The organism is Guyparkeria sp. TX1, assembly GCF_046523965.1.
Taxonomy (GTDB): Bacteria; Pseudomonadota; Gammaproteobacteria; order Halothiobacillales; family Halothiobacillaceae; genus Guyparkeria.
Genome location: NZ_CP144142.1, coordinates 114,791 through 137,777, shown reverse-complemented (window position 1 = coordinate 137,777; position 22,987 = coordinate 114,791). Strand labels below are relative to the sequence as shown.

The window sequence follows — 22,987 nt, the reverse complement described above, 5'->3', positions numbered from 1 at the left end:
GTTTCCCGACCGGGTGTGGTGTTTTTCCAACGTTGACCAAACCACATCATCTTGTGCTTTGTGGTGATCGACGCCGCCACATTTGGTGATCGATCTTCTCGGTTCGGGTTAAGAAGTCAGCGCTATCTTCTTGCAATTGTTGAAAAAATCCCTTTTTGGCGCACACTGTAGGCAAGTGTCGCAACGACACGTTCTTGGGGCTGTGTTGCCAGAGGTGGAGCATGAACAATTCATCCCAATCTGCCCGTGACGCGCTTGCCTTGCTGAATGCCGAGCGCCGCCGCTTTTTGCGCACGGCGGTCGGTACCGGGGTGGCGGCCTTCGGTCTTCCCCTTGCCGGGCCGGCGCTGGCCGGTCGGGCCGTCAACGTTTCCCGCGTGCAGGCGTGGCGCCACGAAGGTTTTACCCGCTACGTCTTTGCCATTTCCGAACCGGTCGACTTCGACACGCTGTTGCTGGACAACCCGGCGCGGGCGGTCATCGACGTGCGTTCGACCCATCTGAAAGACGTTTCCATGCCGTCGACCCCGGACTCGCCGGTGGTCAAGGGTCTGCGCGTCGGGGTGCGCAACGGTAATGACCTGCGCTTGGTGTTCGACCTCAAGAAGCGGGCGCGCCCGCAAATCATCATCCTGCCGCCCACCGACGGTGGATCCCATCGTCTGGTCATTGATTTGCCCCACGGTGGTGGCGCGGACACCGTGATTGCCGAACGCCCTGACGTGCCGCAACAGGAAGCGGCGGTGCAATCCGGTTCCGGCGCGTTCCGTGACCTCGTGGTGGCGATCGATCCCGGTCACGGTGGCAAGGACCCCGGTGCCATCGGCCGTCGAGGTACCCGCGAGAAGGACATCGTGCTCAATATCGGCCTGCAGTTGCGCGACCTGATTGCCGCGACTCCCGGGCTGCGCCCCGTCATGACCCGCGAGGATGATCGCTTCATCCCGTTGCGCCAGCGCACCGAGATCGCGCGTCGGCACGAGGCGGATCTGTTCATCTCGGTACACGCCGATGCCTTCCGGCTTGCCTCGGCGAAGGGGGCATCGGTCTACTGCCTGAGCCAGAACGGCGCCAGTTCCGAGGCCGCCCGTTGGCTGGCGGCCAAGGAGAACAGTGCCGATTTCGTCGGTGGCGCGTCGCTTTCCGGTCACGACGAGGATGTCGCCTCCGTGCTGCTCGACCTTGCCCAGACCAAGACGCTGGAATCGAGTCTCGACTTCGCCGACCGCGTGCTCCAGCGCATCGGCGGTATCGCCAAGCTGCACAAGCACGATGTGCAGCAGGCGGGTTTCGCCGTGCTCAAGTCGCCCGATATCCCTTCGATCCTGGTGGAGAGCGCCTTCATCAGCAATCCGCAAGAAGAAGAACGCCTGCGCTCCTCGAGCTATCAGCGTCAGATCGCCCAGTCGATCCTCGAGGGCGTGAACAACTACTACACGGCGCACGCCCCGCAGGGCACCCGCTACGCGATGCTTTGATCGGCCGCCCCGGTTCGGGGCGCTTGTCTCGGCGCGACGGCGCGGGCGACAATGCCCGTTTTTCGCCGCAGAGACCTCATGGCCGAAATCCGTGCCCTCCCGCAATCCCTCGTCAACCAGATCGCCGCCGGCGAGGTGGTCGAACGCCCGGCCAGCGTGATCAAGGAGCTGGTGGAAAATGCCCTCGATGCCGGAGCCGACCGGATCGAGGTGCAGGTGGTTGCCGGTGGGGTCAAGCAGTTGTCCGTGTGTGACAACGGCCACGGCATGCCGCCCGAGCAGCTCCCCCTGGCAATCGCGCCGCACGCGACCAGCAAGATCCGCGACCTGGATGATCTCGAGGCGGTCGCCAGCTTCGGCTTTCGAGGCGAGGCGCTGGCCAGCATCCAGTCAATCTCCCGCCTGCGACTGGTCTCCCGGACCAGTGATGCCGATCACGGCTGGGAGCTTTCCCCCGGGGTCTTCGACGAGCCGCGGCCCACGCCGGCGAAGGCCGGCACCCTGGTCGACGTGCGGGATCTCTTCTTCAACGTGCCCGCGCGACGCAAGTTCCTGCGCACCGAACGCACCGAGTTTGGCCATGTCGATCAGCTGATGCGCAAGCTGGCGCTGGCCAATCCGGACGTGGCTTTCCGTCTGATCCACAACGAGCGGCCGGTGCTCGACCTGCCGGCGGTGACCCTCGAGACGGTCGACCAGCGCATCGCCGCCGTGCTCGGTCAGGGCTTTCTCGAGCAGGCGCGCGAGATCGACGCGTCGGCCTCCGGTTTTTCGCTGCAGGGGCTCGTGGCCAGCCCGCAGTATGCTCGCGCCTCCACCGACCAGCAGTTGTTCTTCGTCAACGGCCGGGTGGTGCGTGATCGGCTGATTGCGCACGCGATTCGCCGCGCCTACAGCGACGTGCTGCATCACGCCCGGCACCCGGCCTACGTGCTCTCCCTTCGCCTTGACCCGGCGACGGTCGACGTCAATGTCCATCCCACCAAGGCCGAGGTGCGTTTTCGCGATGCCCGCGGGGTGCACGATTTCCTGTTCCAGTCGGTGCATCGGGCCCTGGCGGCGCCGGGTGGTGCTGCGTCGTCAGGCATCGCCGACCCCGATCAGAGTGGGATGTCGGCACCCGGTATGCCATTTGGCGGCGAGGTGGCCCGCCCGTCCATGGGCGTGCCGACGACGGGAAGCGGGCGCTCGGCGCAGGGCTACTTCTCCCTGCTCGAACAAGGTCGGAGCGGGGAGGGCGAGGGCAGCCGAGTCGCTGAGCCACTGCCCGAGGATGCCGAAATCCCCCCGCTGGGGTATGCCGTCGCCCACCTGGGCGAGATCTACATCCTGGCGCGCAATCGCGACGGGCTGGTGATCGTGGATGCCCATGCCGCGGCCGAGCGGGTCACCTACGAGCGTCTCAAGCAAAGCTATCGCCAGCAGGCGCTCTCGGCCGCGCCCCTGCTGTTGCCGGTGGACCTCGGGGTATCGCCCGTCGAGGCGGAGGCCTTCGCGACCTGGCAGGAGGCCTTCGCCGCGGCCGGGGTGGTGCTGGACCGGATCGGGCCCGAACGGGTCCGCGTGCGCGAGGTGCCGGTGATGCTGCGCGAGGCGGATATCGAGACGCTGGTGCGCGAGATGCTGGCCGAGATGCGCCGCGTACCGCTGGCCGGGGACGACGTGCCTCGCGCGGTGGTGGACGATCGCATCGACGAGATCCTTTCCACCATGGCCTGTCACGGCTCGGTGCGGGCGAATCGCCGCCTGACGGTGGCCGAGATGAACGCCCTGTTGCGCGACATGGAGCGCACCGAGCGTAGTGACCAGTGCAACCACGGTCGGCCGACCTGGCGTCGATTGACGATCGAGGAACTCGATCGCTGGTTCATGCGGGGGCAGTGACGGTGGACGCGAACGTCCTGCCGATCGTGGCCATCGCCGGGCCGACCGCCTCGGGCAAGACCGCGCTGGCCATGCGCCTGGCCGACCGGCTGCCGGTGGCGATCATTTCGGTCGACTCGGTGATGATCTATCGCGGCATGGATATCGGCACCGCCAAGCCGGAGGCCGGGCTGCTGGCGCGCTACCCGCATGCCCTGGTGGATATCCGCGACCCGGCCGAGACCTACAGCGTCGAGCAGTTCTGCCGCGATGCCGTGGCCGCGATTGCCGCGGCCCGCGATGCCGGACGCGTGCCCTTGCTGGTCGGCGGGACGATGATGTATTTCCAGGCGCTGCTGCAGGGGATTTCCCGCCTGCCGGCGACCGATGAGGCCATCCGCGAGGCGGTGGCCGAGGAGGCGGCGGCAATCGGCTGGCCGGCCATGCATTGCCAGCTCGCCGAGGTCGATCCGGTGGCGGCCGCCCGCATCCACGCGACCGACCCGCAGCGCATCGGCCGGGCACTGGAGGTGTTTCGTGCCACCGGCAAGAGCCTGAGCGACTGGCAGACAGAGCACCCCCCGGTCTCCCCATTGGCCGACGAGCGATTGCTGGCGGTGGCGCTCTGGCCGCCGAGCACGGCCCATACCCGCCGAGCGGTTGCCGAACGGTTCGATGCGATGCTGGAAGCGGGGTTTCTTGCCGAGGTCGAGGCGCTCTTTGCGAGGGGCGACCTGCACCCGGGGTTGCCGTCGATGCGTGCGGTCGGCTATCGGCAGGCCTGGGCGCACCTGGCCGGCGAATGGGATTTCGACACCATGCGCGAGCGGGCGATCACGGCCACCCGCCAACTCGCCAAGCGCCAGCGCACCTGGTTGCGTTCGGCCCCGAACTGGGAGGCGATGGATGCCCTGGCGGCCGATCGAATCGAATCGCGCATAATGAACTTTATCGACGTCCCGGTATCTTGAACGAGTCGCGCATCCGGCGCGTGGAGCCAAGGCGTCGATGGGGTCTGTGAGCCGGTCTGCCGCCGGCGGGGAATTCCCCTACACTTCCCACTGATTGAATTGCCGACAGGCATCCCCATTGTTTCGGCCATTGCCTGCTCGTCGCGGCAGCCGTAGCACTGGGGCACAGGCCGCCGAGAACGGCCGACCGGCCCGAGAGGCCGGACAACCAACAAGAGGAATCACCATGGCCAAAAGCCAGTCACTGCAAGAACCGTTTCTCAACACCCTGCGTCGCGAGCACATCCCGGTCTCCATCTACCTGCGCAACGGCATCAAGCTGCAGGGTCAGATCGACTCGTTCGACAACTTCGTCGTCCTGCTCAAGAACAACGTCAGCCAGCTGGTCTACAAGCACGCGATCAGCACGATCGTGCCGACCCGCCCGGTAAATATCGAGTCCGAGCCCAAGGGTGAGGGCCGCGACGGCGGGGGCGACGAATAACCCCGATGGAGTTTTTCGAGCGCCACCAAGGCGGGGAGCGGGCCGTGCTGCTGCATGTCGAGCAGCGGGCGGTGGATTCCAACGAGGACCTGGCCGAGTTCCGCGAGCTGGCCCGATCGGCCGGCGCGGAGATCCTCGTCGAGAGCGAGGTCAAGCGACAGACGCCCGATCCGCGCCTGTTCATCGGCAAGGGCAAGGCCGAGGAACTGGCGGAGCTGGTCGCGGCACACGAGGCCGAACTGGTGATCGTCAACGCCCAGCTCTCGCCCTCGCAGGAGCGCAACCTCGAGAGGCTGGTCAAGTGCCGCGTGCTGGATCGCACCGGCCTGATCCTCGATATCTTTGCCCAGCGGGCCCGCTCGCACGAGGGCAAGTTGCAGGTCGAACTGGCCCAGTTGAACCACCTGGCGACTCGGCTCGTGCGCGGCTGGACGCACCTCGAACGCCAGCGCGGCGGCTCGATCGGCTTGCGTGGCCCGGGTGAAACCCAGCTCGAGATGGACCGGCGCCTGTTGGGCGGGCGCATCAAGCAGCTCAAGGAACGGATTGCGCGGGTGCGCCGTCAGCGCGCTGAGGGTCGCAAGGGGCGCCAGCAGTCCGACGTGCCCACCGTGGCCCTGGTCGGCTACACCAACGCCGGCAAGTCGACCCTGTTCAACGCCATGACGGTGGCCGAGTCCTTCGCCGCGGATCAGCTGTTCGCCACGCTGGATACCACGCTGCGGCGCGTCGAGATGACGCCGCAGCTGACCGTGGTCTTTGCCGACACGGTCGGCTTCATCCGTCACCTGCCGCACGAACTGGTGTCGGCGTTTCGCTCCACGCTGGAGGAGACGCTCGAAGCCGACCTGTTGCTGCACGTGGTGGACGCCGCCTCGCCGGAACGGGACCGGCAGATCGAGGATGTCGAGGTGGTGCTCGAGGAGATCGGCGCGGGGAAGATGCCGCGCCTGACCGTCATGAACAAGATCGACCAGCTCGAGGACGGGGCAGTACGCGTTGACCGCGATGCCAGCCAGTTGCCTACCCGCGTGTGGGTTTCGGCTAAGGATGGTCGTGGCATGGACGAGCTGCGCGAGGCGCTCGCCGAGCGGCTCGAGCCCAGTAGCGTGACGCGTCGCCTGTTCATTCCCATGGCCGACGGCCGGCTTTACGCCCAGTTGCAGGGTGAGGGCGCCGTGCTGGAGGAAGAGGTCGATGAAAGCGGCTGGCACCTGGAGATCAACCTGCCGGTGGCTCGCTGGGGGCAGTTGCTGAAAAAGGAGCCGGCACTGGCCGACATGGTGGTCGACGGCCCCGAACCGGCCCCGCCCGAGCCCTTCGAAGAGATCCTCGCCGCGCGCGAGCCTCGTCACTGACTGCAGGCGCGGCGGCGGTTGCCACGCCCGTCCCCGGCCACTACACTTTGGCGCTGCTTTCTGCCCGTCGGGCGGAAAGGACGTCCTGAACGAAACGAATACCCATGTCCGCCGGGTTCTCCGGCGGCAATCACTGGAGAAGCCCATGGCCTGGAACGAGCCGGGTGGCGGTAAAGATCCCTGGTCGAATCCGCGCGGCCGGGGCGGAAAGCCGCCCAACATCGACGATGCCCTTGGACGCCTGAAGGACCGCTTCGGCGGTGGTGGCGGCATGGGTAACGCCGGCGGGTCGAAGGGGATCCTGGCGATCATCGGCGTCGTGCTGATCGGTTGGCTGATTTCCGGTATCTACATCGTAGACGAAGGCCAGCGCGGCGTTGTGCTGACCTTCGGCAAGTACACCAGTACCGCCGGCCCCGGTCCGCACTGGCACCCGCCGTATCCGATTTCGGACGTGATCACCGTCAACGTCGATGAGTACCGTGACCGCGAGCTCAGCATGACCGTGCTGACCAACGACGAAAATATCGTCGACGTCGATCTCTCCAGCCAGTTCACCGTTCGCGATCCCGTCGAGTTCCTGTTCAACGTTCGTGATCCCAACGCCACGTTGCAGGACGTCATGCAGAGCGCGATTCGCGAGGTCATCGGGTCGAGCCGCATGGACTACGTCCTGACCGACGGTCGGGTCGAGATTGTCGATGCGGTGCGCACCCGGATGCAGGAGTTGCTCGAGTCCTACAAGACAGGCCTGAACGTCCGTTCGGTCAACCTGCAGGATGTGCAGCCGCCGGAGCCGGTACAGCCGGCCTTCGAGGACGCCATCCGGGCACGTGAGGATGAGCAGCGCTACATCAACGAGGCGCTGGCCTACGCCAACCAGGTCGTACCGCGAGCACGTGGTGACGCTGCGCAGATCCTCGAGCAAGCCAAGGGTTACCAGTCCCGCGTGATCAACCAGGCCCAGGGTGAGGCTGCGCGCTTCAATGCATTGCTGGCGTCTTACCAGATTGCCCCGTCGATCATCCGCGAGCGGATGTACATCGACACGCTTGGTGAGATCTACGCCAAGGGCAACAAGATCCTGGTCGACCCGGACAATGCCAGCAACATCCTGAACCTGCCGTCGGGCGCCAATGGGAGCGTCATGCAGGATGATCTGCGCAGTGGCGCGCCGCTGGCGGTGCCGTCGCTTTCGACGGGCACGTCGTTCGAAGGTAATTCGGGCGGCTCCAACAACAACCGTTCCGGTCTGCGTACCAGGGGGTCCGAATGAACTGGGTGACGCGCCTGCTGCTGCCGATCATCGTCGTGATCGTGTTCCTCTACGCGACCGCGACCTTCCAGGTGGCCGAATACCAGGAGGGCGTGAAGTTCCGCCTGGGTGAAATCATCGAGACCGACTTCGAGCCCGGTTTGCACTTCAAGCTGCCGTTCGTCAACTCCGTGCGCTTGTTTGACACCCGGATCCTCTCCCTGTCCACTCCGCCGGAGCGCTTCCTGACGAGCGAGAAGAAAAACCTGATCGTCGACTACTACATCAAGTGGCGCATCACCGATCCGGCCGATTTCTACCGGGCGACCCGTGGTCAGGAATCCGTGGCCGAGAGCCGCCTGAACCAGATCGTCAAGGACAGCATGAAGAGCCAGATCTCCAGCCGGACCATCGCCGAGGTGGTCTCCGGGGATCGTGACCTGTTCATGCGCAACGTCATCGAGACCACCAACGAGGACATCTCGGGCCTGGGTCTGGAGATCGTCGACGTGCGTATCATGCGCATCGAGTTGCCGGAGGAAGTGCGCGAGTCGGTCTACTCGCGGATGGAGAAGGAGCGTTCGACCGTGGCCAAGGCGATCCGCTCGCGTGGTGAGGAGCAGGCCAAGCGCATCTCCTCCGATGCCGACCGTCAGCGTGTCGTGATCGTCTCCGAGGCCGAGCGTGAGGCCGACGAGATTCGCGGTGAGGGTGATGCCGAGGCGGCGAAGATCTACGCCGAATCCTTTGGCCAGGACGAGGAATTCTTTGCCTTCTATCGCAGCATCCAAGCCTACGAGAAGGCCTTCGCCAACGGCAGCGACACCTTCGTACTCAGCCCGGACAGCCCGTTCTTCCGTTACTTCCAGTCGTCGGATGGCCAGTTGTCGGATGGCAAGGATGAGTCGTCGGACGCCTCGGCAGATGGTGACGCGCTGCCGGCGCGATAGGGGCGATTCGGCATGATGGACGACCTGCTGCGGGTGCTCGGCCTGGTGCTGATCATCGAGGCGTTGCTGCCGTTCATTAGCCCGCGCACCTATCGCCAGGCGGTCGCGCAGATCGCCTTGACGCCCGACTCGCGCATGCGGGGCATCGCGCTGGTCATGCTGCTGATCGGCCTGGCGCTCTGGGTCTGGGGCTAGCGTCGCCCTCGTCCCGATCTTGAGGAAACCCCAGCCCGGGCTGGGGTTTTTTGTGTGCCGCGTTTACAATACGCGGGTTTTGCCCCGTGCCGTGCCCGCCTCGGCCTTCCGTTCACGACACACGCGTAACCAGCAACAGCATGAGCAATCAGTCCCCCTGGATTCTGCCGGCCGGCATCGACGAGGTCCTGCCGCTGCAGGCACGCCGCATTGAGCGCGTTCGCACCCGCATGCTCGAAACCTTCGATCGTTGGGGGTACGAGTTGGTGGTGCCGCCGATGGTTGAATTCATCGATACCCTGCTGGTCGGCACCGGCGAGGATCTCGATCTCGAGACCCTCAAGGTCACCGATGGCCTCTCCGGTCGCCAGTTGGGCGTGCGGGCCGACATGACGCCGCAGGTCGCGCGCATGGATGCCCACAGCCTGCCGCCGGTCGACGAACGTCGCCTCTGTTACATCGGCACCGTGATCCGCGCCAAGACCGACGGGCTGGGTGGTTCGCGCGCGCCGATGCAGGTAGGGGCCGAGCTGTTCGGCAGCGACGGCCCGGAGGCGGACGTCGAGGTGATCTCGCTGATGACCGAGGCGCTGGCAGTGGGTGGTTGCCAGGCGATGACGCTCGACCTCGGCCACGTCGGGGTCTTTCGTGCGCTGGTGCGCGCCGCCGGACTCGACGGGAGTCGTGAGGATCAGCTGCGTGACTCGTTGACCCGCAAGGCGGTTCCCGAGATTCGCCAGACGCTTGTCGACTGGTCGCTTGATGCGCCGCTGGCCGAGGCGATCGAGTCGCTGTGTGATCTGCACGGTCCCTGGCAGGCCACGATCGACGAGGCCAAGCAGCGCCTGACGGGCTTGCTGGATGCCGAGGGGCAGGCGGCGCTCGAGCGGCTGGCGACGGTAGCTGAGGCGATCGAGGCCCGTGTCACCGGCGAGGTGCTGGTCGATCTCTCCGAACTGCACGGCTATCACTATCAGACCGGGCTGGTCTACGCGGCCTACTCGCCGCGCATGGGACGGGAGATTGCCCGCGGCGGTCGTTACGATGACATCGGCCGGGTGTTCGGGCGATCGCGCCCGGCGCTGGGTTTCTCCCTCGACCTGCGAGACCTGCTGGGTCAGAGCGAGGACGAGGCGCCCATGCGGCAGACGGTCTACGCGCCGGCACGGCTCAACGACGTGGCCCTTGATCGGGCCGTGGGCGAACTGCGCGAGCAGGGCTACCGCGTGATCACGACCAAATCGATTCCCGAGGGTGCGCCACAACTGGCGGCCGTCGGTGACGGACAGACACAAACTTGGCAGCTAACGGGTGAATTGGACCATGGGTAAGAGTGTGGTCGTCCTCGGGTCTCAGTGGGGCGACGAGGGCAAGGGCAAGGTCGTCGACCTGCTGACGGAAAACGTTGGCGCCGTCGTGCGCTTCCAGGGCGGTCACAACGCCGGTCACACGCTGGTGATCGATGGCGAGAAGACCGTCCTGCACCTGATTCCTTCGGGCATCCTGCGCGAAGGGGTCAAGTGCCTGATTGGCAACGGCGTGGTGCTCGCGCCCGATGCCCTGATCGAGGAAATCGAGCAGCTGGAATCGCGTGGCGTCCCCGCCTCCGACCGGCTGATGCTCTCGGAGGCCTGTCCGCTGATCCTGCCGCATCACGTGGCCCTCGACGCCGCGCGCGAGCATGCTCGCGGCGAGCAGAAGATCGGCACCACCGGTCGGGGTATCGGCCCGGCTTACGAGGACAAGGTCGCCCGTCGCGGCATCCGGCTTGAGGACATCTTCCACCGCGAGCGGCTGGCCGCGAAGCTCGGCGAGGTGCTCGACTACCACAACTTCGTATTGCGTCACTATTTCGGCGCCGAGCCGATCGATTTCCAGCAGACGCTCGATCGCCTGATCGCCCAGGCCGAAATTCTCGCGCCGATGGTTGGTGACGTGCCCGGCACCCTTGCCCGGATGCGCAGCGAGGGTCGCAACCTGATGTTCGAGGGTGCCCAGGGCACGCTGCTCGACATCGATCACGGCACCTATCCGTACGTGACCTCGTCGAACACCACTGCCGGCGGTGCCTCCACCGGTAGCGGGGTGGGACCGCTCGAGCTCGACTACGTGCTCGGCATCACCAAGGCCTACACGACGCGCGTGGGTGGCGGGCCGTTCCCGACGGAACTCGAGGACGCGATCGGCGAGCGACTGGCCAAGCGCGGTCACGAATTCGGTTCTACCACCGGTCGGGCGCGCCGTTGCGGCTGGTTTGACGCGGTCGCGCTGCGCCGCGCGGTGCAGATCAACAGCCTGTCGGGCCTGTGTCTGACCAAGCTCGACGTGCTCGATGGCATGGAAGAGGTGCGGATCTGTATCGGTTACGAGATCGACGGTCAGCGCATCGAGAGTGCACCGTTCTCCGCCGATACCTACTCGCGCTGCGTGCCCATTTACGAGTCGATGCCCGGTTGGCAGCAGACCACCGTCGGCGTGAAGGATCTCGATGGCCTGCCGGAAGAGGCGCGTGCCTACATCCGTCGTATCGAGGAGTTGACCGGTACGCCGGTCGACCTGATTTCGACCGGCCCGGATCGCGAGGAAACCATCGTTCTGCGGGATCCCTACGACGCCTGAGCGTCAATCACGGTGCGCATGCGAACTGCCCGCTGGAAAATCGGTGGGTCGCAGGTCTTTATTTCTGCGCAAAAATCCGTAAAATCGCGCCACTTGAATTTCCCTCGGTGAATTGCCGAGGCTGCGAGATCGGCCAAGAGCATGGTCGGCGTCGTTGTCGACGCAGTCTGGCAGTCACTACTCCAACAGGAATCGTTAAGCGTTATGGTCAAGATTCGTCTGGCTCGTACTGGTGCCAAAAAGAAGCCCTTCTACCACGTCGTCGTCACCGACAAGCGCAACGCACGTGACAGCGGCTCGTATGTCGAGCGTCTCGGGTTCTTCAACCCGGTAGCCCGTGGTCAGGAAGAGCGCCTGCGCCTGGACCTCGATCGCCTGGCCTTCTGGCAGGAGCGCGGTGCTCAGACCAGCGAGCGCGTCGCTTCCCTGGTCCGCCAGAGCAAGAAGCAGGCGACGGCAGCCGCCGAGTAAGCGGTGACGGCGTCGACGGGACCGGTCGATCCGGTCGTCATTGCCCAGCTGGGCCGTCCCTACGGGATCAAGGGCTGGGTATGGCTGCAGGTATTCACTCGACCGATCGAGAATATCAAGCGTTACCGCGACGTCTACCTGCGCACCGAGCGCGGCGAAACGCGCCCGGTGCAGATCGAAAAGCTGACGCTCCATCCCAAGGGGGTGACCGTCAAGCTGGCCGGGGTCGATGACCGGACGGGAATCGAATCGCTGGCGCGGGCCGAGGTGCTGGTGGGGCGCGATGCGCTGCCGCCGGCTGGCCCGAACGAATACTACTGGCGTGACCTGATGGGTTGTGAGGTGGTACATCTCTCGGGCCAGGTGCTGGGCGAGGTGCGAGACATCATGGAGACCGGCGCGAATGACGTGCTGGTCGTGCAGGGAGATCGGGAACGCCTGATTCCCTTCCTCCCTGACGAGGTTATCCGGGCAGTCGATATCGACGCCCGCCGAATCGAGGTCGACTGGGACCCCGATTTCTGATGCGGATTTCGGTGGTGACCCTGTTCCCCGAGCTGGTGGACGCGGGGAACCGCTGCGGCATGGTCCGCGCCGCGATCGAGAAAGAACGCCTGACCGTGACGGGCTACAATCCGCGCGACTGGTCGGCCGATCGCAATCGTCGAGTTGACGATCGGCCCTTCGGGGGCGGGCCGGGGATGCTGCTGCAGCCCGGTCCGATCAGCGGCGCGATTGATGCGGCCGTCGACGAGGCTGGCGCGAGGCGCCCGCTGGTCGTGGCCCTGTCGCCGCAGGGGAAAAGGCTCGACCGGCACGTGATCGCCGACTGGGCCGAGCGAGAACAGCCTCTGGTGCTGGTCTGTGGCCGTTACGAAGGCTTCGATCAGCGCCTGCTCGACTCCCGGGTGGACGTCGAGTATTCCCTCGGCGACCTGGTGCTATCCGGCGGCGAGTTGGCGGCGATGGTGGTCGTCGATGCGATCGCCAGGCGCTTGCCCGACGTGGTTGGGGATGCCCAGTCGGTGGTCGAAGACTCCTTCGAGGCCGACCGGTTGGACCACCCGCACTACACGCGGCCGCCGGAGTGGGAAGGACGCGGGGTGCCCGCGGTGCTCTCCAGCGGCGACCATCGGCGAATCGCCGAGTGGCGATCGGAGCAGGCGCTGATGACCACGGCCCGGCGACGACCGGACCTATTTTTGCAACACGGGCCGACCGACAACGAGCGGGCGGCACTGGAAAGACACTGGCTCGCGGGTAGCGATGACAACCCGGGTAGCCAACAGACACGCGATTGATAACAGGTGGCGGAAAATGAGCGAGATCATCCAGAAAATCGAAGCCGAGCAAATGACCCGCGAGGTGCCGGAATTCGGCCCCGGCGACACGGTTTCCGTCGACGTACGGGTAAAGGAAGGTGACCGCGAGCGCCTGCAGGCGTTCGAGGGTGTCGTGATTGCCAAGCGCAACCGCGGCCTGAACTCCTCGTTCACCCTGCGCAAGATCTCCTACGGCGAGGGCCTGGAGCGCGTCTTCCAGACCTACAGCCCGCAGATCGCCGCGATCAACGTCAAGCGTCGCGGTGACGTCCGTCGCGCCAAGCTGTACTACCTGCGTGGTCGTACCGGCAAGGCCGCTCGTATCCGCGAGCGTCTGGGCTGATTCGACCCCGGTCGATGAAACGAACCCCCGCACCACTGGTGACGGGGGTTTCGCTTTTTCTGGAGGCGGGCTTTTCCAGGCTCGCTGACCCGTTGTTCGTGACCCCCATGTCCGAGGCCTCCGCGCTGTCGCGACTGGAGGGCAGGCGGAGGGCTTGGCCCATGCCTGGAACCTCCATTCCCAAGGTCTGGGAGTACGACGGCCTGCTATGGCTGCGGTCTGCCGATGTGGGTCGCTCTCGGAAACCGGCGGTCGCCCCCGAGTCCGCCGGCTGAACCGCGTCCACTTGAAATCCTCGGGTATGCCCCTATCTCGACGGCGTCCAGGGCGGTCGGTGCCGCCCGAGCGAATTCGAAGCCCGAGAGACAACCCAGAGCGACAAGACGGAGACCCGCTTTCATGAGTCAAGCCCAGACGCATGCCTTCCAGACCGAGGTGAAGCAGCTGCTTCGCCTGATGATCCATTCGCTGTACTCCAACCCGGAGGTCTTCCTCCGCGAACTGATCTCGAATGCCTCGGATGCCTGCGACAAGCTGCGTTTCGAGGCGCTGGCCGACGACGGGCTCTACGAGGACGACAAGGACCTGCGCGTGCGGGTGTCCTTCGATAGCGAGGCCAAGACCGTCACCATCGACGACAACGGTATTGGCATGAATCACGAGGAGGTGGTCGAGCACATCGGCACCATCGCCCACTCGGGAACCAAGGCCTTCCTCGAGCAGCTCGAGGCCGACAAGCAGAAGGATGCCAACCAGATCGGCCAGTTCGGCGTGGGCTTCTACTCGGCCTTCATCGTTGCCGACCACGTCGAGTTGATCACCCGTCGCGCCGGCGTCGGCGCCGAACACGGTGTGCGCTGGACCTCCAACGGTGAGGGCGAGTACACCATCGAGACGGTCGAGAAGCCCGAGCGCGGCACCCGCATCGTCCTGCACCTGCGCGAGGATCAGCAGGAATTCGCCGACGACTTCCGCCTGCGCTCGGTGATCCGCAAGTACTCGGATCACATCAACTTCCCCGTCCAGATGTGGGTGCCACCCAAGACCGACAAGGACGAGGACGGCAACGAGACCGAGACCCCGGGGCGCTGGGACACCGTCAACGATGCCAACGCGCTGTGGACCCGGTCGAAGAGCGAGATCACGGACGAGGAGTACACCGAGTTCTACAAGCACGCCTCGCATGACTGGGAGCCGCCGCTCGCCTGGGCGCATAACCAGGTCGAGGGCAAGGTCGAGTACACCTCTTTGCTTTACGTCCCCAAGCGCGCGCCGTTCGACCTGTTCGAGCCCGAGCAGAGCCATGGCGTCAAGCTGTACGTCAAGCGCGTGTTCATCATGGACGACGCCGATAAACTGATGCCGCGCTACCTGCGCTTCGTGCGCGGCGTGATCGACTCGGCTGATCTGCCGCTGAACGTCTCGCGCGAGATCCTGCAGTCCAACCGCGTGCTCGACACGATCCGCTCCGGCTCGGTCAAGCGCGTGCTCTCGCTGCTCGAGCAGATGGCCAAGAACGAGCCCGAGAAGTACGCTGAGTTCTGGCAGACCTTCGGCCGCGTCTTGAAGGAGGGCGTCGGCGAGGACGTCGCCAACAAGGAGAAGATCGCCGGCCTGCTGCGCTTTGCCTCCACGAAAGGCCAGGATGATGGTGCGAGTAGCGAGGAGACCGTCTCGCTCGCCGACTACATCGAGCGGATGCCCGAGGACCAGGACGAGATCTACTACATCATCGCCGATTCCTACCAGGCCGCGCTGGCCTCGCCGCACCTGGAGATCTTCCGCAAGAAGGGCATCGAGGTACTGCTGCTCTCCGATCGCGTCGACGAGTGGGTCATGGCGCACCTGACCGAGTTCGATGGCAAGACGCTCAAGTCGGTCACCAAGGCGAAGATCGACGTCGACGAGGAAGACCAAGACGAGTCCGAGGAGGAAAAGGCCGAACACGAAGCGCTGATCAAGCGACTCAAGGAGACCCTGGGCGAGGAGGTGAAGGACGTGCGCCGTTCGCGCCGTCTGGTCGAGTCCCCGGCGTGTCTGGTGACCGACGAGGGCGACGTCAGCCTCCACCTGCAGCGTATCCTCGAGCAGGCCGGGCAGTCGATGCCGGAGTCCAAGCCGATCCTCGAGGTCAACCCCGACCACCGCCTGCTCCAGCAGGCCGAGGGCGAGTCCGACGAGTCGCGTTTTGCCGACATCGCGCACGTCCTTTTTGGGCAGGCGATGCTCGCCGAGGGCGGCAAGCTGGCCGATTCGGCCGACTTCGTCAGCCGGTTGAACCGTCTGCTCGCCTGACGGTCAAAATTCGTCACTGCCCCGTGACAGACCCCCGGCAACCCCCGGGGGTCTGTCTTTTTGGGTGACGGGTCGCGACGCGGACGCAGCCGCCTTGAGCATTTCCGGCAAATCTCGGGGGCGCGCCTGGCTGATGCCGGGTAATCCCCCAGCAATGTTCGGTTTTTCTGCGTCCATTAGCATGCGATAATTACCCGATTTACCGGCTTGGGTTCTTCGATCTTGGTTCAGCAACGCACACTCCGAAACACCATCCGCGCCACGGGGATCGGTCTGCACACCGGCGAGCAGGTCCGTTTGACCCTGCGTCCGGCGCCCGTCGGCAGCGGCATCGTCTTTCACCGGGTCGACCTCGGCAATGATGCGACGATCCCGGGTCACGCCTTCAATGTCGGCGAAACCCAGCTGTCCACCACGCTGGTTCAGGACGGGGTGAAGATCTCCACGGTCGAGCACCTGATGTCGGCGCTTGCCGGGCTGGGCATCGACAACTGCGTGGTCGAGATCGACGGCCCGGAAATGCCGATCATGGATGGCAGTGCCAGCCCGTTCGTCTTCCTGATCCAGTCGGCGGGCATCGAGGAGCAGGACGCCCACAAGCGTTTCATCCGCATTCTCGAGCCGGTCGAGGTGGTCGACGGCGATCGCTGGGTGCGCTTCGACCCGCATGAAGGCTTTCGCGTGGCGATGTCGATCGACTTCAACCACCCGGTGCTCGACAAGTCGGCGCGCCTGGCGGAGATCGATTTCTCCTCGACCAGCTTCGTCAAGGAAGTCGCGCGCGCCCGGACGTTCGGTTTCATGAGCGATCTCGAGATGATGCGCTCGCGCAACCTGGCGCTGGGTGGCTCGGTCGACAACGCCATCGTGGTCGGCGAGGAACACATCCTCAACGAGGACGGCCTGCGTTACGGCGACGAGTTCGTCAAGCACAAGATCCTCGATGCCATCGGCGATCTTTACCTGCTCGGCTGCAGCGTGATCGGCAGCTTCACCGGTCACAAATCGGGGCATGCCCTGAACAACCAGCTGCTGCGCGCGCTGCTGGCCCAGGAGTCGGCCTACGAGGTGGTGACCTTCGAGAACGAGGAGCCGCCCCCGGTCTCGTTCTCCCGCCCGGCGGCGCAGATCGCCGAGTAAACGCATCGGAAATCGGTTAAATAAACGAGAAGACCCGGCCGTGAGCCGGGTCTTTTTTGCTGTCCATTTAGGCAACCGCCGAGTGGACAGCGTGAGCGGCTTGGGTAACACTACGTCGCGATTTGTTTCGACAGGATCGTCGAACGCGCGCCGGCTTGGAAGGCCGGTGCGGCCAACCAACCACAAGGAGATGTGTCATGGGCTACATGCGTCGCATGAGCGGCCTGTTGGGGCTGCGCAAGTCTGGGGATCGTCGTCGCGGGCGCCGTTACGAGGCGCCGCGAGGATGCCGCATCCTGGTGATCGATGATTCCAAGACCGTGGTCAAGATCCTGAGTCGGATGCTTAGCCAGAACGAGTACGAACCGATCGCCGCCGGCGATGCCGAATCCGGTTTGCAACTGGCGCGCCAGTACCCGCCGGATCTGATCTTCCTCGATATCCTGCTTCCCGGCATGAACGGGTTTGCCGCCCTACGCCGACTCCGCCAGGACCCGGCGACCGCTGAGGTGCCGGTCATCATGATCAGCGGCGACGAGCAGTCGATGGCCCGCATGGTGCTCGACCGTCTCGGTTCGGATGATTTCATGAAAAAGCCCTTCGGTCGCGCCGACGTCTTCACTCGGATCGAGGGGTTGGTGCGCAATGGGCGGTTGCCGGCCCGATCCCATCCCTCCGCCTTCGACTGGCACGCCCTCTGAGGGCCAAGCTGGGCGCTGGGCATGCGTCTCCTGCCTGATCTAAGGTCCGGGCATGAGCAATCCGGACAAAGTCGATTTCCCGGTGGAGAAGGTCCGCCGCTACCTGGAGCCCGGCCCGGTGGTGTTGGTCTCTTCGGCCTGTGACGGCGAGCGCGACATCATGACCCTGGGCTGGCATACGGTGATGGCGTTCTCGCCCTCGCTGGTCGGCTGCGTGATTGCCGCGGGCAACCACAGCTTCGACCTGGTTCGCCGCTCGGGCGAGTGCGTGATCAACCTGCCGACGGCCGACCTGGTCGACGAGGTCATCGGTGTCGGCAATACCCGCGGTGAGGTGCTCGACAAGTTCGAGCATTTCAATCTGACTGCCGAACCGGGTGAGGCCGTGGCCGCACCCCACGTGGCCGAATGCCACGCCAATTTCGAATGTCGGCTGGTCGACGATCGCCTGGTGGAGGCACGCAACTTCTTCGTCTTCGAGGTTGTCCGCGCCCGCGTTGTGCCCGAACCGGTCTACCCCGAGACCCTCCACTACACCGGTGACGGCGTGTTCATGGTCTCCGGTCAGCGCATTGACCGCCGGGACCAGTTCTTGCCCGAGATGCTTTGAACAAGGTCGCGGGCAGGGCGGCCTTGCCACCCGGGGGCACGCTGGGTCAGTCCTGCGTCGGCTTGATCGCTCGGGAAAGCCGCTCCAATGCCCGCGATAGATCATTGCCCGACTGTGCCTCGGCCAGGTAGTGCAGCGCCTGGCTGCCCGCCTGCGAGGCCGGTCGATCATGGTCGCGAGGCTTCGGTCTCATCGGGGGGCGACCCGAGGTGATGCGCACCCGAATGTCCGCCGGTCGCGGCGCGCCAGGGTGGGCCTCGAGTGCCTTGTGCAGTCGGGCAAGCAGGTCGGGGGCCTCGAAACGCAATCGGCTGGCGACCGCCGCACTGGGAACGCCAATGGTCAGCGTCTGTTCGTTGACATTGAGCACCTGCACGCTCATCCCCGAGCGGCCGGGCACCAGCCCGTCGACGATGGCCTGGTAGCCCCGGATCAGGGCGACCCGGTCGAGAATGCCGGCCAGCGTGGGGTTGTTCAGGCGGTAGCGTTCGAGATTCATCGCGCGGCCTTTCGTGACGGGGTTGTGACGGGCGCGAAGCACGGCCCGCCGCCTATCATTATCCACGCATCTGCCGTAAGATTCAGCGCATTTACCAAGGAACTGCCTGCGGATTCGGTCCGCCACCTTTTCGCCTCGCCGAGCCCGAGGCCAGTCGCGTTTCGCGCGGCCGACGGGGTGCTCGACGACCACGGTGGTTCCTCATTTTTCGCGCGCCGCATTGGCGTGGTTTGTCGAAACACGGGATAGGACATGATTGGATCGCTTGCAGCAAAGGTTTTCGGTACGCGCAATGACCGTCAGGTCAAGAAGCTCAGGAAACGCGTCACGGAGATCAATGCCCTCGAGGAGGCGACCCAGGCGCTGTCCGACGACGAGCTGAAAGGACGCACCGAGGAATTCCACCAGCGCTGGGCCGATGGCGAGAGCCTCGACTCTCTGCTGCCCGAGGCCTTTGCCGTCTGCCGCGAGATGAGTCGGCGCGTGATGGGCATGCGCCACTTCGACGTCCAGCTGATTGGCGGCATGGTGCTCCATGAAGGCAAGGTCGCCGAGATGAAGACCGGCGAGGGCAAGACCCTGGTTGCCACTCTGGCCGTCTACCTCAACGCCATCACGAAAAAGGGCGTGCACGTCGTCACCGTCAACGACTACCTCGCCAAGCGGGATGCCGAATGGATGGGGCGCGTCTATACCGCACTCGGCCTGACCGTGGGCACGGTGGTGCCGGGAATGGACGCGCGCGCCAAGCGCGATGCCTATTACTGTGATGTCACCTACGCGACCAACAACGAGCTCGGCTTCGATTATTTGCGCGACAACATGGCGTTTTCGTCCGAGCAGATCATGCAGCGCGAGCCGGTCTTCGCCATCGTCGACGAGGTCGACTCGATCTTGATCGACGAGGCGCGCACGCCGCTGATCATCTCCGGCCCGGCCGCGGACTCCTCCGAGACCTACCACACCATCAACGGCCTGATCCCCGAGCTCAAGCGCCAGGCGCGCGAGGAGCCCAAGGACGACGAGCCGCCGCTGACCGACGAGGAGCGCGGCGACTTCACCGTCGACGAGAAGAACAAGCAGGCCTTCCTCACCGAGCAGGGCTTCGACAAGGCCGAGGAACTGCTGATCCAGGCCGGTCTGCTCGAGGAAGGCGAGTCGCTGTACGACTCGCACAACATCATGCTGCTTTCGCACCTGACCTCGGCCCTGCGGGCGCATGCGATCTACAAGCGCAACGTCGACTACATCGTCAAGGGCGACGACGTGATCATCGTCGACGAGTTCACCGGCCGCACGCTCGCCGGCCGGCGCTGGTCCGAGGGCCTCCACCAGGCCGTCGAGGCGAAGGAAGGGGTGACGATCAAGCCCGAGAACCAGACGCTCGCCTCGATCACCTTCCAGAACTACTTCCGTCTCTACCCCAAGCTTGCCGGCATGACCGGTACGGCGATCACCGAGGCGCGCGAGCTGGGCGAGATTTACGGGCTGGACGTGATCCAGATCCCGACCAACCGTCCGATCCAGCGGATCGACCACGGTGACCTGGTCTTCCTGACCGCCGAGGAAAAATACGGCGCAATCACCAAGGACGTGCAGGCGGCCCGTGACCGCGGTCAGCCCACCCTGGTGGGTACGGCCTCCATCGACGCCTCCGAGATCGTTTCCGAGGCGCTGCAGAAGGCCGGCATCCCGCACAACGTCCTCAACGCCAAGAATCACCTGAGCGAGGCGGAGATCATTGCCGAGGCCGGTCGTCCCGGTGCGGTGACCATCGCCACGAACATGGCCGGCCGCGGCACCGACATCGTGCTGGGCGGCAATCTTGAGCAGGAGCTCCAGGAGCTCGGGTCGGATGCCAGCGAGGAAGAGCGGGCCGAGGTCGAGGCCTCCTGGAAGCAACGCCACGAGGCAGTGCTCGAATCCGGCGGTCTGCACGTGGTTGGCACCGAGCGTCACGAATCCCGGCGGGTCGACAACCAGCTGCGCGGCCGCGCCGGCCGTCAGGGCGACCCGGGCTCGACGCGGTTCTTCCTCTCGCTGGAAGACAGCCTGATGCGGGTGTTTGCCTCCGATCGCGTCTCCGGGCTGATGAAGAAGCTCGGCATGAAGCCGGGCGAAGCGATCGAGCACCCCTGGGTGTCGCGCGCCATCGAGAACGCCCAGCGCAAGGTCGAGGGCCACAACTTCGACATGCGCAAGCACTTGCTTGACTACGACAACGTCGCCAACGAGCAGCGCAAGGTCATCTACGAGCAGCGCCGTGCCGTCATGGCGACCACCGACACCAGCCCGATCATCGAGTCGATGCGCCGCGAGGTGCTGGCCGACCGGTTCCGTCGTTACGTGCCTTTTGGTGCGCTCGAGGAGATGTGGGATGTCGAGGGCCTGGCCGCCCACCTGAAGGAGGACTTCGGCCTCGACCTGCCGATCCAGAAATGGCTCGACGAGGACGACGACCTCCACGACGAGACGCTGCTGGAGAAGATCATCGATACCGCCCAGCGCCATTACGCGGCCAAGGAAAAGCTGGTGGGCGAGGACAACCTGCGCCAGTTCGAGAAGGGCGTCCTGCTGCAGGTGCTCGACGCGCAATGGAAGGACCACCTGGCGGCGATGGACTACCTGCGCCAGAGCATCGGGCTGCGTGGCTACGCGCAGAAGAACCCGACGCAGGAGTACAAGCGCGAAGCCTTCGAGATGTTCGGCAAGATGCTCGACGACATGAACTACGAGATCGTCCGCACGCTGACCCGCCTGCAGATCGCTGCCCCCGAGGGCATGGAGCAGGACGACATCACCTCCATGCTCGACGAGCTGGTCGACAATCCCCGCGTCGATCCCAGCCAGTTGCGCACCCGCCACGAGTCGGTCTCGACGTTCGCCGAGCCCGAGGAGCCGGTCGCTCCCGCTCGCCCGTCGGGGCAGGCCGAGGCCGATGGTGAGGCACCCGCCCGCCCGGTGCGTCGCGATAACCCCAAGATCGGTCGCAACGATCCGTGCCATTGCGGTTCGGGCAAGAAGTACAAGCACTGCTGCGGCAAGCTCTGAGGGCGGTCTGCCCGTCCGGAAACGTCTGACAGGAGACAGGGAATGAAACGTCTGATTCTCGCCGTGGTAGTCGTGGTGGTGGCCATCCTGGCTGCCGCCCCGTTCGTCACCGGGCATGTGATGGAACGCACGCTGGCCGAGGTCGAGGGCTTCCCGGGAACGCGTGACGCGCTGGAACTGGAGGTGACCGAGTACCAGCGCGGTTATCTCGAGTCTCGTGCCGAGTCCGAGTTGCTGCTGCGCCTGCCCGAACAGGAACCGGTGCGCGTGACGCTCACGCATCGCATCGACCAGATGCCTGGCATCGACGGGCGGTACGCCACCGTTCATACCACCTGGGAACCGACCGACCCCGAGTTGCGCGATGAACTGGCCGAGGTGTTCGGTGACGATGCCGAATTCACCCTCGCCACCGCCCTCTACCCGACTGGCTCCAGTCATTCGACCGGTCGCATCCCGTCAGTGGAGCGTGACGGTGTCGACTTTTCGGGGGCGGACATCGAACTCGACACGACGGCCGCTGGTCGCTTCGATTATCGCCTCGAGGGCGAACGGCTGGCGGTCGATGACGAGGCCGGGGGCGTCGAGACCGGCTCGGAGATGGTCACCGAAGGGCTTCGCCTGATTGCCTCCGGACAGGTCGCCGAGGATGGTTTCGTCTGGGACAGTGAAGGCCGGTTCGAGATCGATCGTCTCGAGATTGTCGAGGCGAATGGGCAGGGTCAGGTCGAGGATTTCATCCTGCGGTTCGATTCGGCTCGAGACGAGGATCAGTGGGGCTTTGCTGTTGCCTACGAGGTGGGTGAGGCCGTCATCGAAGACGAAATGTTCCGTGATGCCGAGATGCGGCTCGCCGTCGATCGACTGGATGCCGCTGCGGTGCGCGCGCTGGTCGAGCGCATGGAGACCCTGCAGGAGCTCGCGGCGCGCGGGGCGTCGATCGAAAAGGCCCTCAGCGATGCGGTGGTCGCCGAACTGCCTGCCCTGATGAGCCACGGGCCGCGCATTGCCATCGAGCCGTTGCGCGCCACCACCGCCGAGGGTGACACCGAGATCACGCTTGCCGCCGAACTGCCGGCCGGCGTGAGCAAGGGCGAGCCCAACCCGATGATGTGGATGGCGATGCTCAGTGCGCTGGTGATCGAGGGGAGCCTCGAGATGCCGATTGCCCTGCTGGAGAAGTCCGCGGCGGCGCGGGGGCAGCAGGTCGGCATCGTCGAAGAGCAACTTGCCCCGTTGGTCGCCCAGGGCTGGGTCAATGTCGAGGATGGCGTGGTCACGACCACCGTCGACTTTCGACAGGGGAATCTCCAGCTCAACGGTACCTCGGCCAACCAGCTGCTGAACATGGCCTTTGGTAGTTGAGCGGCGCAGCGATTCAG

21 protein-coding genes are annotated in these 22,987 nt (G+C 65.1%); 20 read left to right on the top strand and 1 reads right to left on the bottom strand.

Features of this window, described 5'->3' with window-relative positions; all coding sequences use genetic code 11:
• The first annotated feature begins 221 nt into the window (after positions 1-221).
• The 18 genes from VWP12_RS00630 (at position 222) to VWP12_RS00545 (ending at position 18,055) form a co-directional block, all read left to right on the top strand.
• A complete protein-coding gene (locus VWP12_RS00630) occupies positions 222-1,478 on the top strand; it encodes an N-acetylmuramoyl-L-alanine amidase (protein ID WP_410474190.1) in 1,257 nt (418 codons plus the stop codon).
• Positions 1,479-1,556: 78 nt separating this feature from the next.
• A complete protein-coding gene (mutL, locus tag VWP12_RS00625; protein ID WP_410474189.1) occupies positions 1,557-3,362 on the top strand; it encodes a DNA mismatch repair endonuclease MutL in 1,806 nt (601 codons plus the stop codon).
• Between the two features lie 2 nt (positions 3,363-3,364).
• Entirely contained in the window at positions 3,365-4,312 is a 948-nt protein-coding gene (gene miaA / locus VWP12_RS00620) for a tRNA (adenosine(37)-N6)-dimethylallyltransferase MiaA (RefSeq protein ID WP_410474188.1), read from the top strand.
• A 226-nt stretch (positions 4,313-4,538) separates the two neighbouring features.
• Complete coding sequence (gene hfq / locus VWP12_RS00615; RefSeq protein WP_125197724.1) at positions 4,539-4,796, top strand: RNA chaperone Hfq; 258 nt, start codon at positions 4,539-4,541, stop codon at positions 4,794-4,796.
• Between the two features lie 5 nt (positions 4,797-4,801).
• Positions 4,802-6,154: a ribosome rescue GTPase HflX gene (gene hflX / locus VWP12_RS00610; RefSeq protein ID WP_410474187.1), complete on the top strand. Its 1,353-nt coding sequence runs from the start codon at positions 4,802-4,804 to the stop codon at positions 6,152-6,154.
• Positions 6,155-6,299: 145 nt separating this feature from the next.
• Positions 6,300-7,430, top strand: a complete 1,131-nt coding sequence (gene hflK / locus VWP12_RS00605) for an FtsH protease activity modulator HflK (protein ID WP_410474186.1) — start codon at positions 6,300-6,302, stop codon at positions 7,428-7,430.
• On the top strand, positions 7,427-8,359 hold the full coding sequence (gene hflC, locus VWP12_RS00600) for a protease modulator HflC (RefSeq protein WP_410474185.1): 933 nt from the start codon (positions 7,427-7,429) through the stop codon (positions 8,357-8,359). Before hflK ends, hflC begins: the two co-directional genes overlap by 4 nt.
• 12 nt (positions 8,360-8,371) lie before the next feature.
• Positions 8,372-8,554, top strand: a complete 183-nt coding sequence (locus tag VWP12_RS00595) for a DUF2065 domain-containing protein (RefSeq protein ID WP_125197728.1) — start codon at positions 8,372-8,374, stop codon at positions 8,552-8,554.
• Positions 8,555-8,694: 140 nt separating this feature from the next.
• Positions 8,695-9,885: an ATP phosphoribosyltransferase regulatory subunit gene (locus VWP12_RS00590; RefSeq protein ID WP_410474184.1), complete on the top strand. Its 1,191-nt coding sequence runs from the start codon at positions 8,695-8,697 to the stop codon at positions 9,883-9,885.
• The gene (locus VWP12_RS00585) at positions 9,878-11,173 is read left to right on the top strand and encodes an adenylosuccinate synthase (RefSeq protein ID WP_410474183.1); all 1,296 of its coding nucleotides are present in this window, start codon (positions 9,878-9,880) and stop codon (positions 11,171-11,173) included. Before VWP12_RS00590 ends, VWP12_RS00585 begins: the two co-directional genes overlap by 8 nt.
• A gap of 204 nt (positions 11,174-11,377) precedes the next feature.
• A complete protein-coding gene (rpsP, locus tag VWP12_RS00580) occupies positions 11,378-11,644 on the top strand; it encodes a 30S ribosomal protein S16 (protein ID WP_125197731.1) in 267 nt (88 codons plus the stop codon).
• Between the two features lie 3 nt (positions 11,645-11,647).
• Positions 11,648-12,169, top strand: coding sequence for a ribosome maturation factor RimM (gene rimM / locus VWP12_RS00575; RefSeq protein WP_410474182.1), 522 nt, complete (start codon positions 11,648-11,650; stop codon positions 12,167-12,169).
• The gene (gene trmD, locus VWP12_RS00570; RefSeq protein ID WP_410474181.1) at positions 12,169-12,945 is read left to right on the top strand and encodes a tRNA (guanosine(37)-N1)-methyltransferase TrmD; all 777 of its coding nucleotides are present in this window, start codon (positions 12,169-12,171) and stop codon (positions 12,943-12,945) included. Before rimM ends, trmD begins: the two co-directional genes overlap by 1 nt.
• A 16-nt stretch (positions 12,946-12,961) precedes the next feature.
• Positions 12,962-13,309: a 50S ribosomal protein L19 gene (gene rplS, locus VWP12_RS00565; protein ID WP_125197734.1), complete on the top strand. Its 348-nt coding sequence runs from the start codon at positions 12,962-12,964 to the stop codon at positions 13,307-13,309.
• A gap of 399 nt (positions 13,310-13,708) precedes the next feature.
• Complete coding sequence (htpG, locus tag VWP12_RS00560; RefSeq protein ID WP_410474180.1) at positions 13,709-15,604, top strand: molecular chaperone HtpG; 1,896 nt, start codon at positions 13,709-13,711, stop codon at positions 15,602-15,604.
• A 222-nt stretch (positions 15,605-15,826) separates the two neighbouring features.
• Positions 15,827-16,744 (top strand): UDP-3-O-acyl-N-acetylglucosamine deacetylase, encoded by a 918-nt coding sequence (lpxC, locus tag VWP12_RS00555; RefSeq protein WP_410474920.1) that lies wholly within the window; start codon positions 15,827-15,829, stop codon positions 16,742-16,744.
• Between the two features lie 197 nt (positions 16,745-16,941).
• A complete protein-coding gene (locus VWP12_RS00550; protein ID WP_410474179.1) occupies positions 16,942-17,445 on the top strand; it encodes a response regulator in 504 nt (167 codons plus the stop codon).
• A gap of 52 nt (positions 17,446-17,497) precedes the next feature.
• Positions 17,498-18,055, top strand: coding sequence for a flavin reductase family protein (locus VWP12_RS00545; RefSeq protein WP_410474178.1), 558 nt, complete (start codon positions 17,498-17,500; stop codon positions 18,053-18,055).
• A 46-nt stretch (positions 18,056-18,101) separates the two neighbouring features.
• On the opposite strand, the gene VWP12_RS00540 is transcribed toward VWP12_RS00545, so the two are convergent.
• Entirely contained in the window at positions 18,102-18,554 is a 453-nt protein-coding gene (locus tag VWP12_RS00540; RefSeq protein WP_410474177.1) for a DciA family protein, read from the bottom strand.
• 252 nt (positions 18,555-18,806) lie between these two features.
• Between VWP12_RS00540 and secA the strand changes: the two genes are divergently transcribed.
• The gene (gene secA / locus VWP12_RS00535; RefSeq protein ID WP_410474176.1) at positions 18,807-21,605 is read left to right on the top strand and encodes a preprotein translocase subunit SecA; all 2,799 of its coding nucleotides are present in this window, start codon (positions 18,807-18,809) and stop codon (positions 21,603-21,605) included.
• A 42-nt stretch (positions 21,606-21,647) separates the two neighbouring features.
• Positions 21,648-22,970, top strand: a complete 1,323-nt coding sequence (locus VWP12_RS00530) for a DUF945 family protein (protein WP_410474175.1) — start codon at positions 21,648-21,650, stop codon at positions 22,968-22,970.
• Positions 22,971-22,987: the final 17 nt, after the last annotated feature.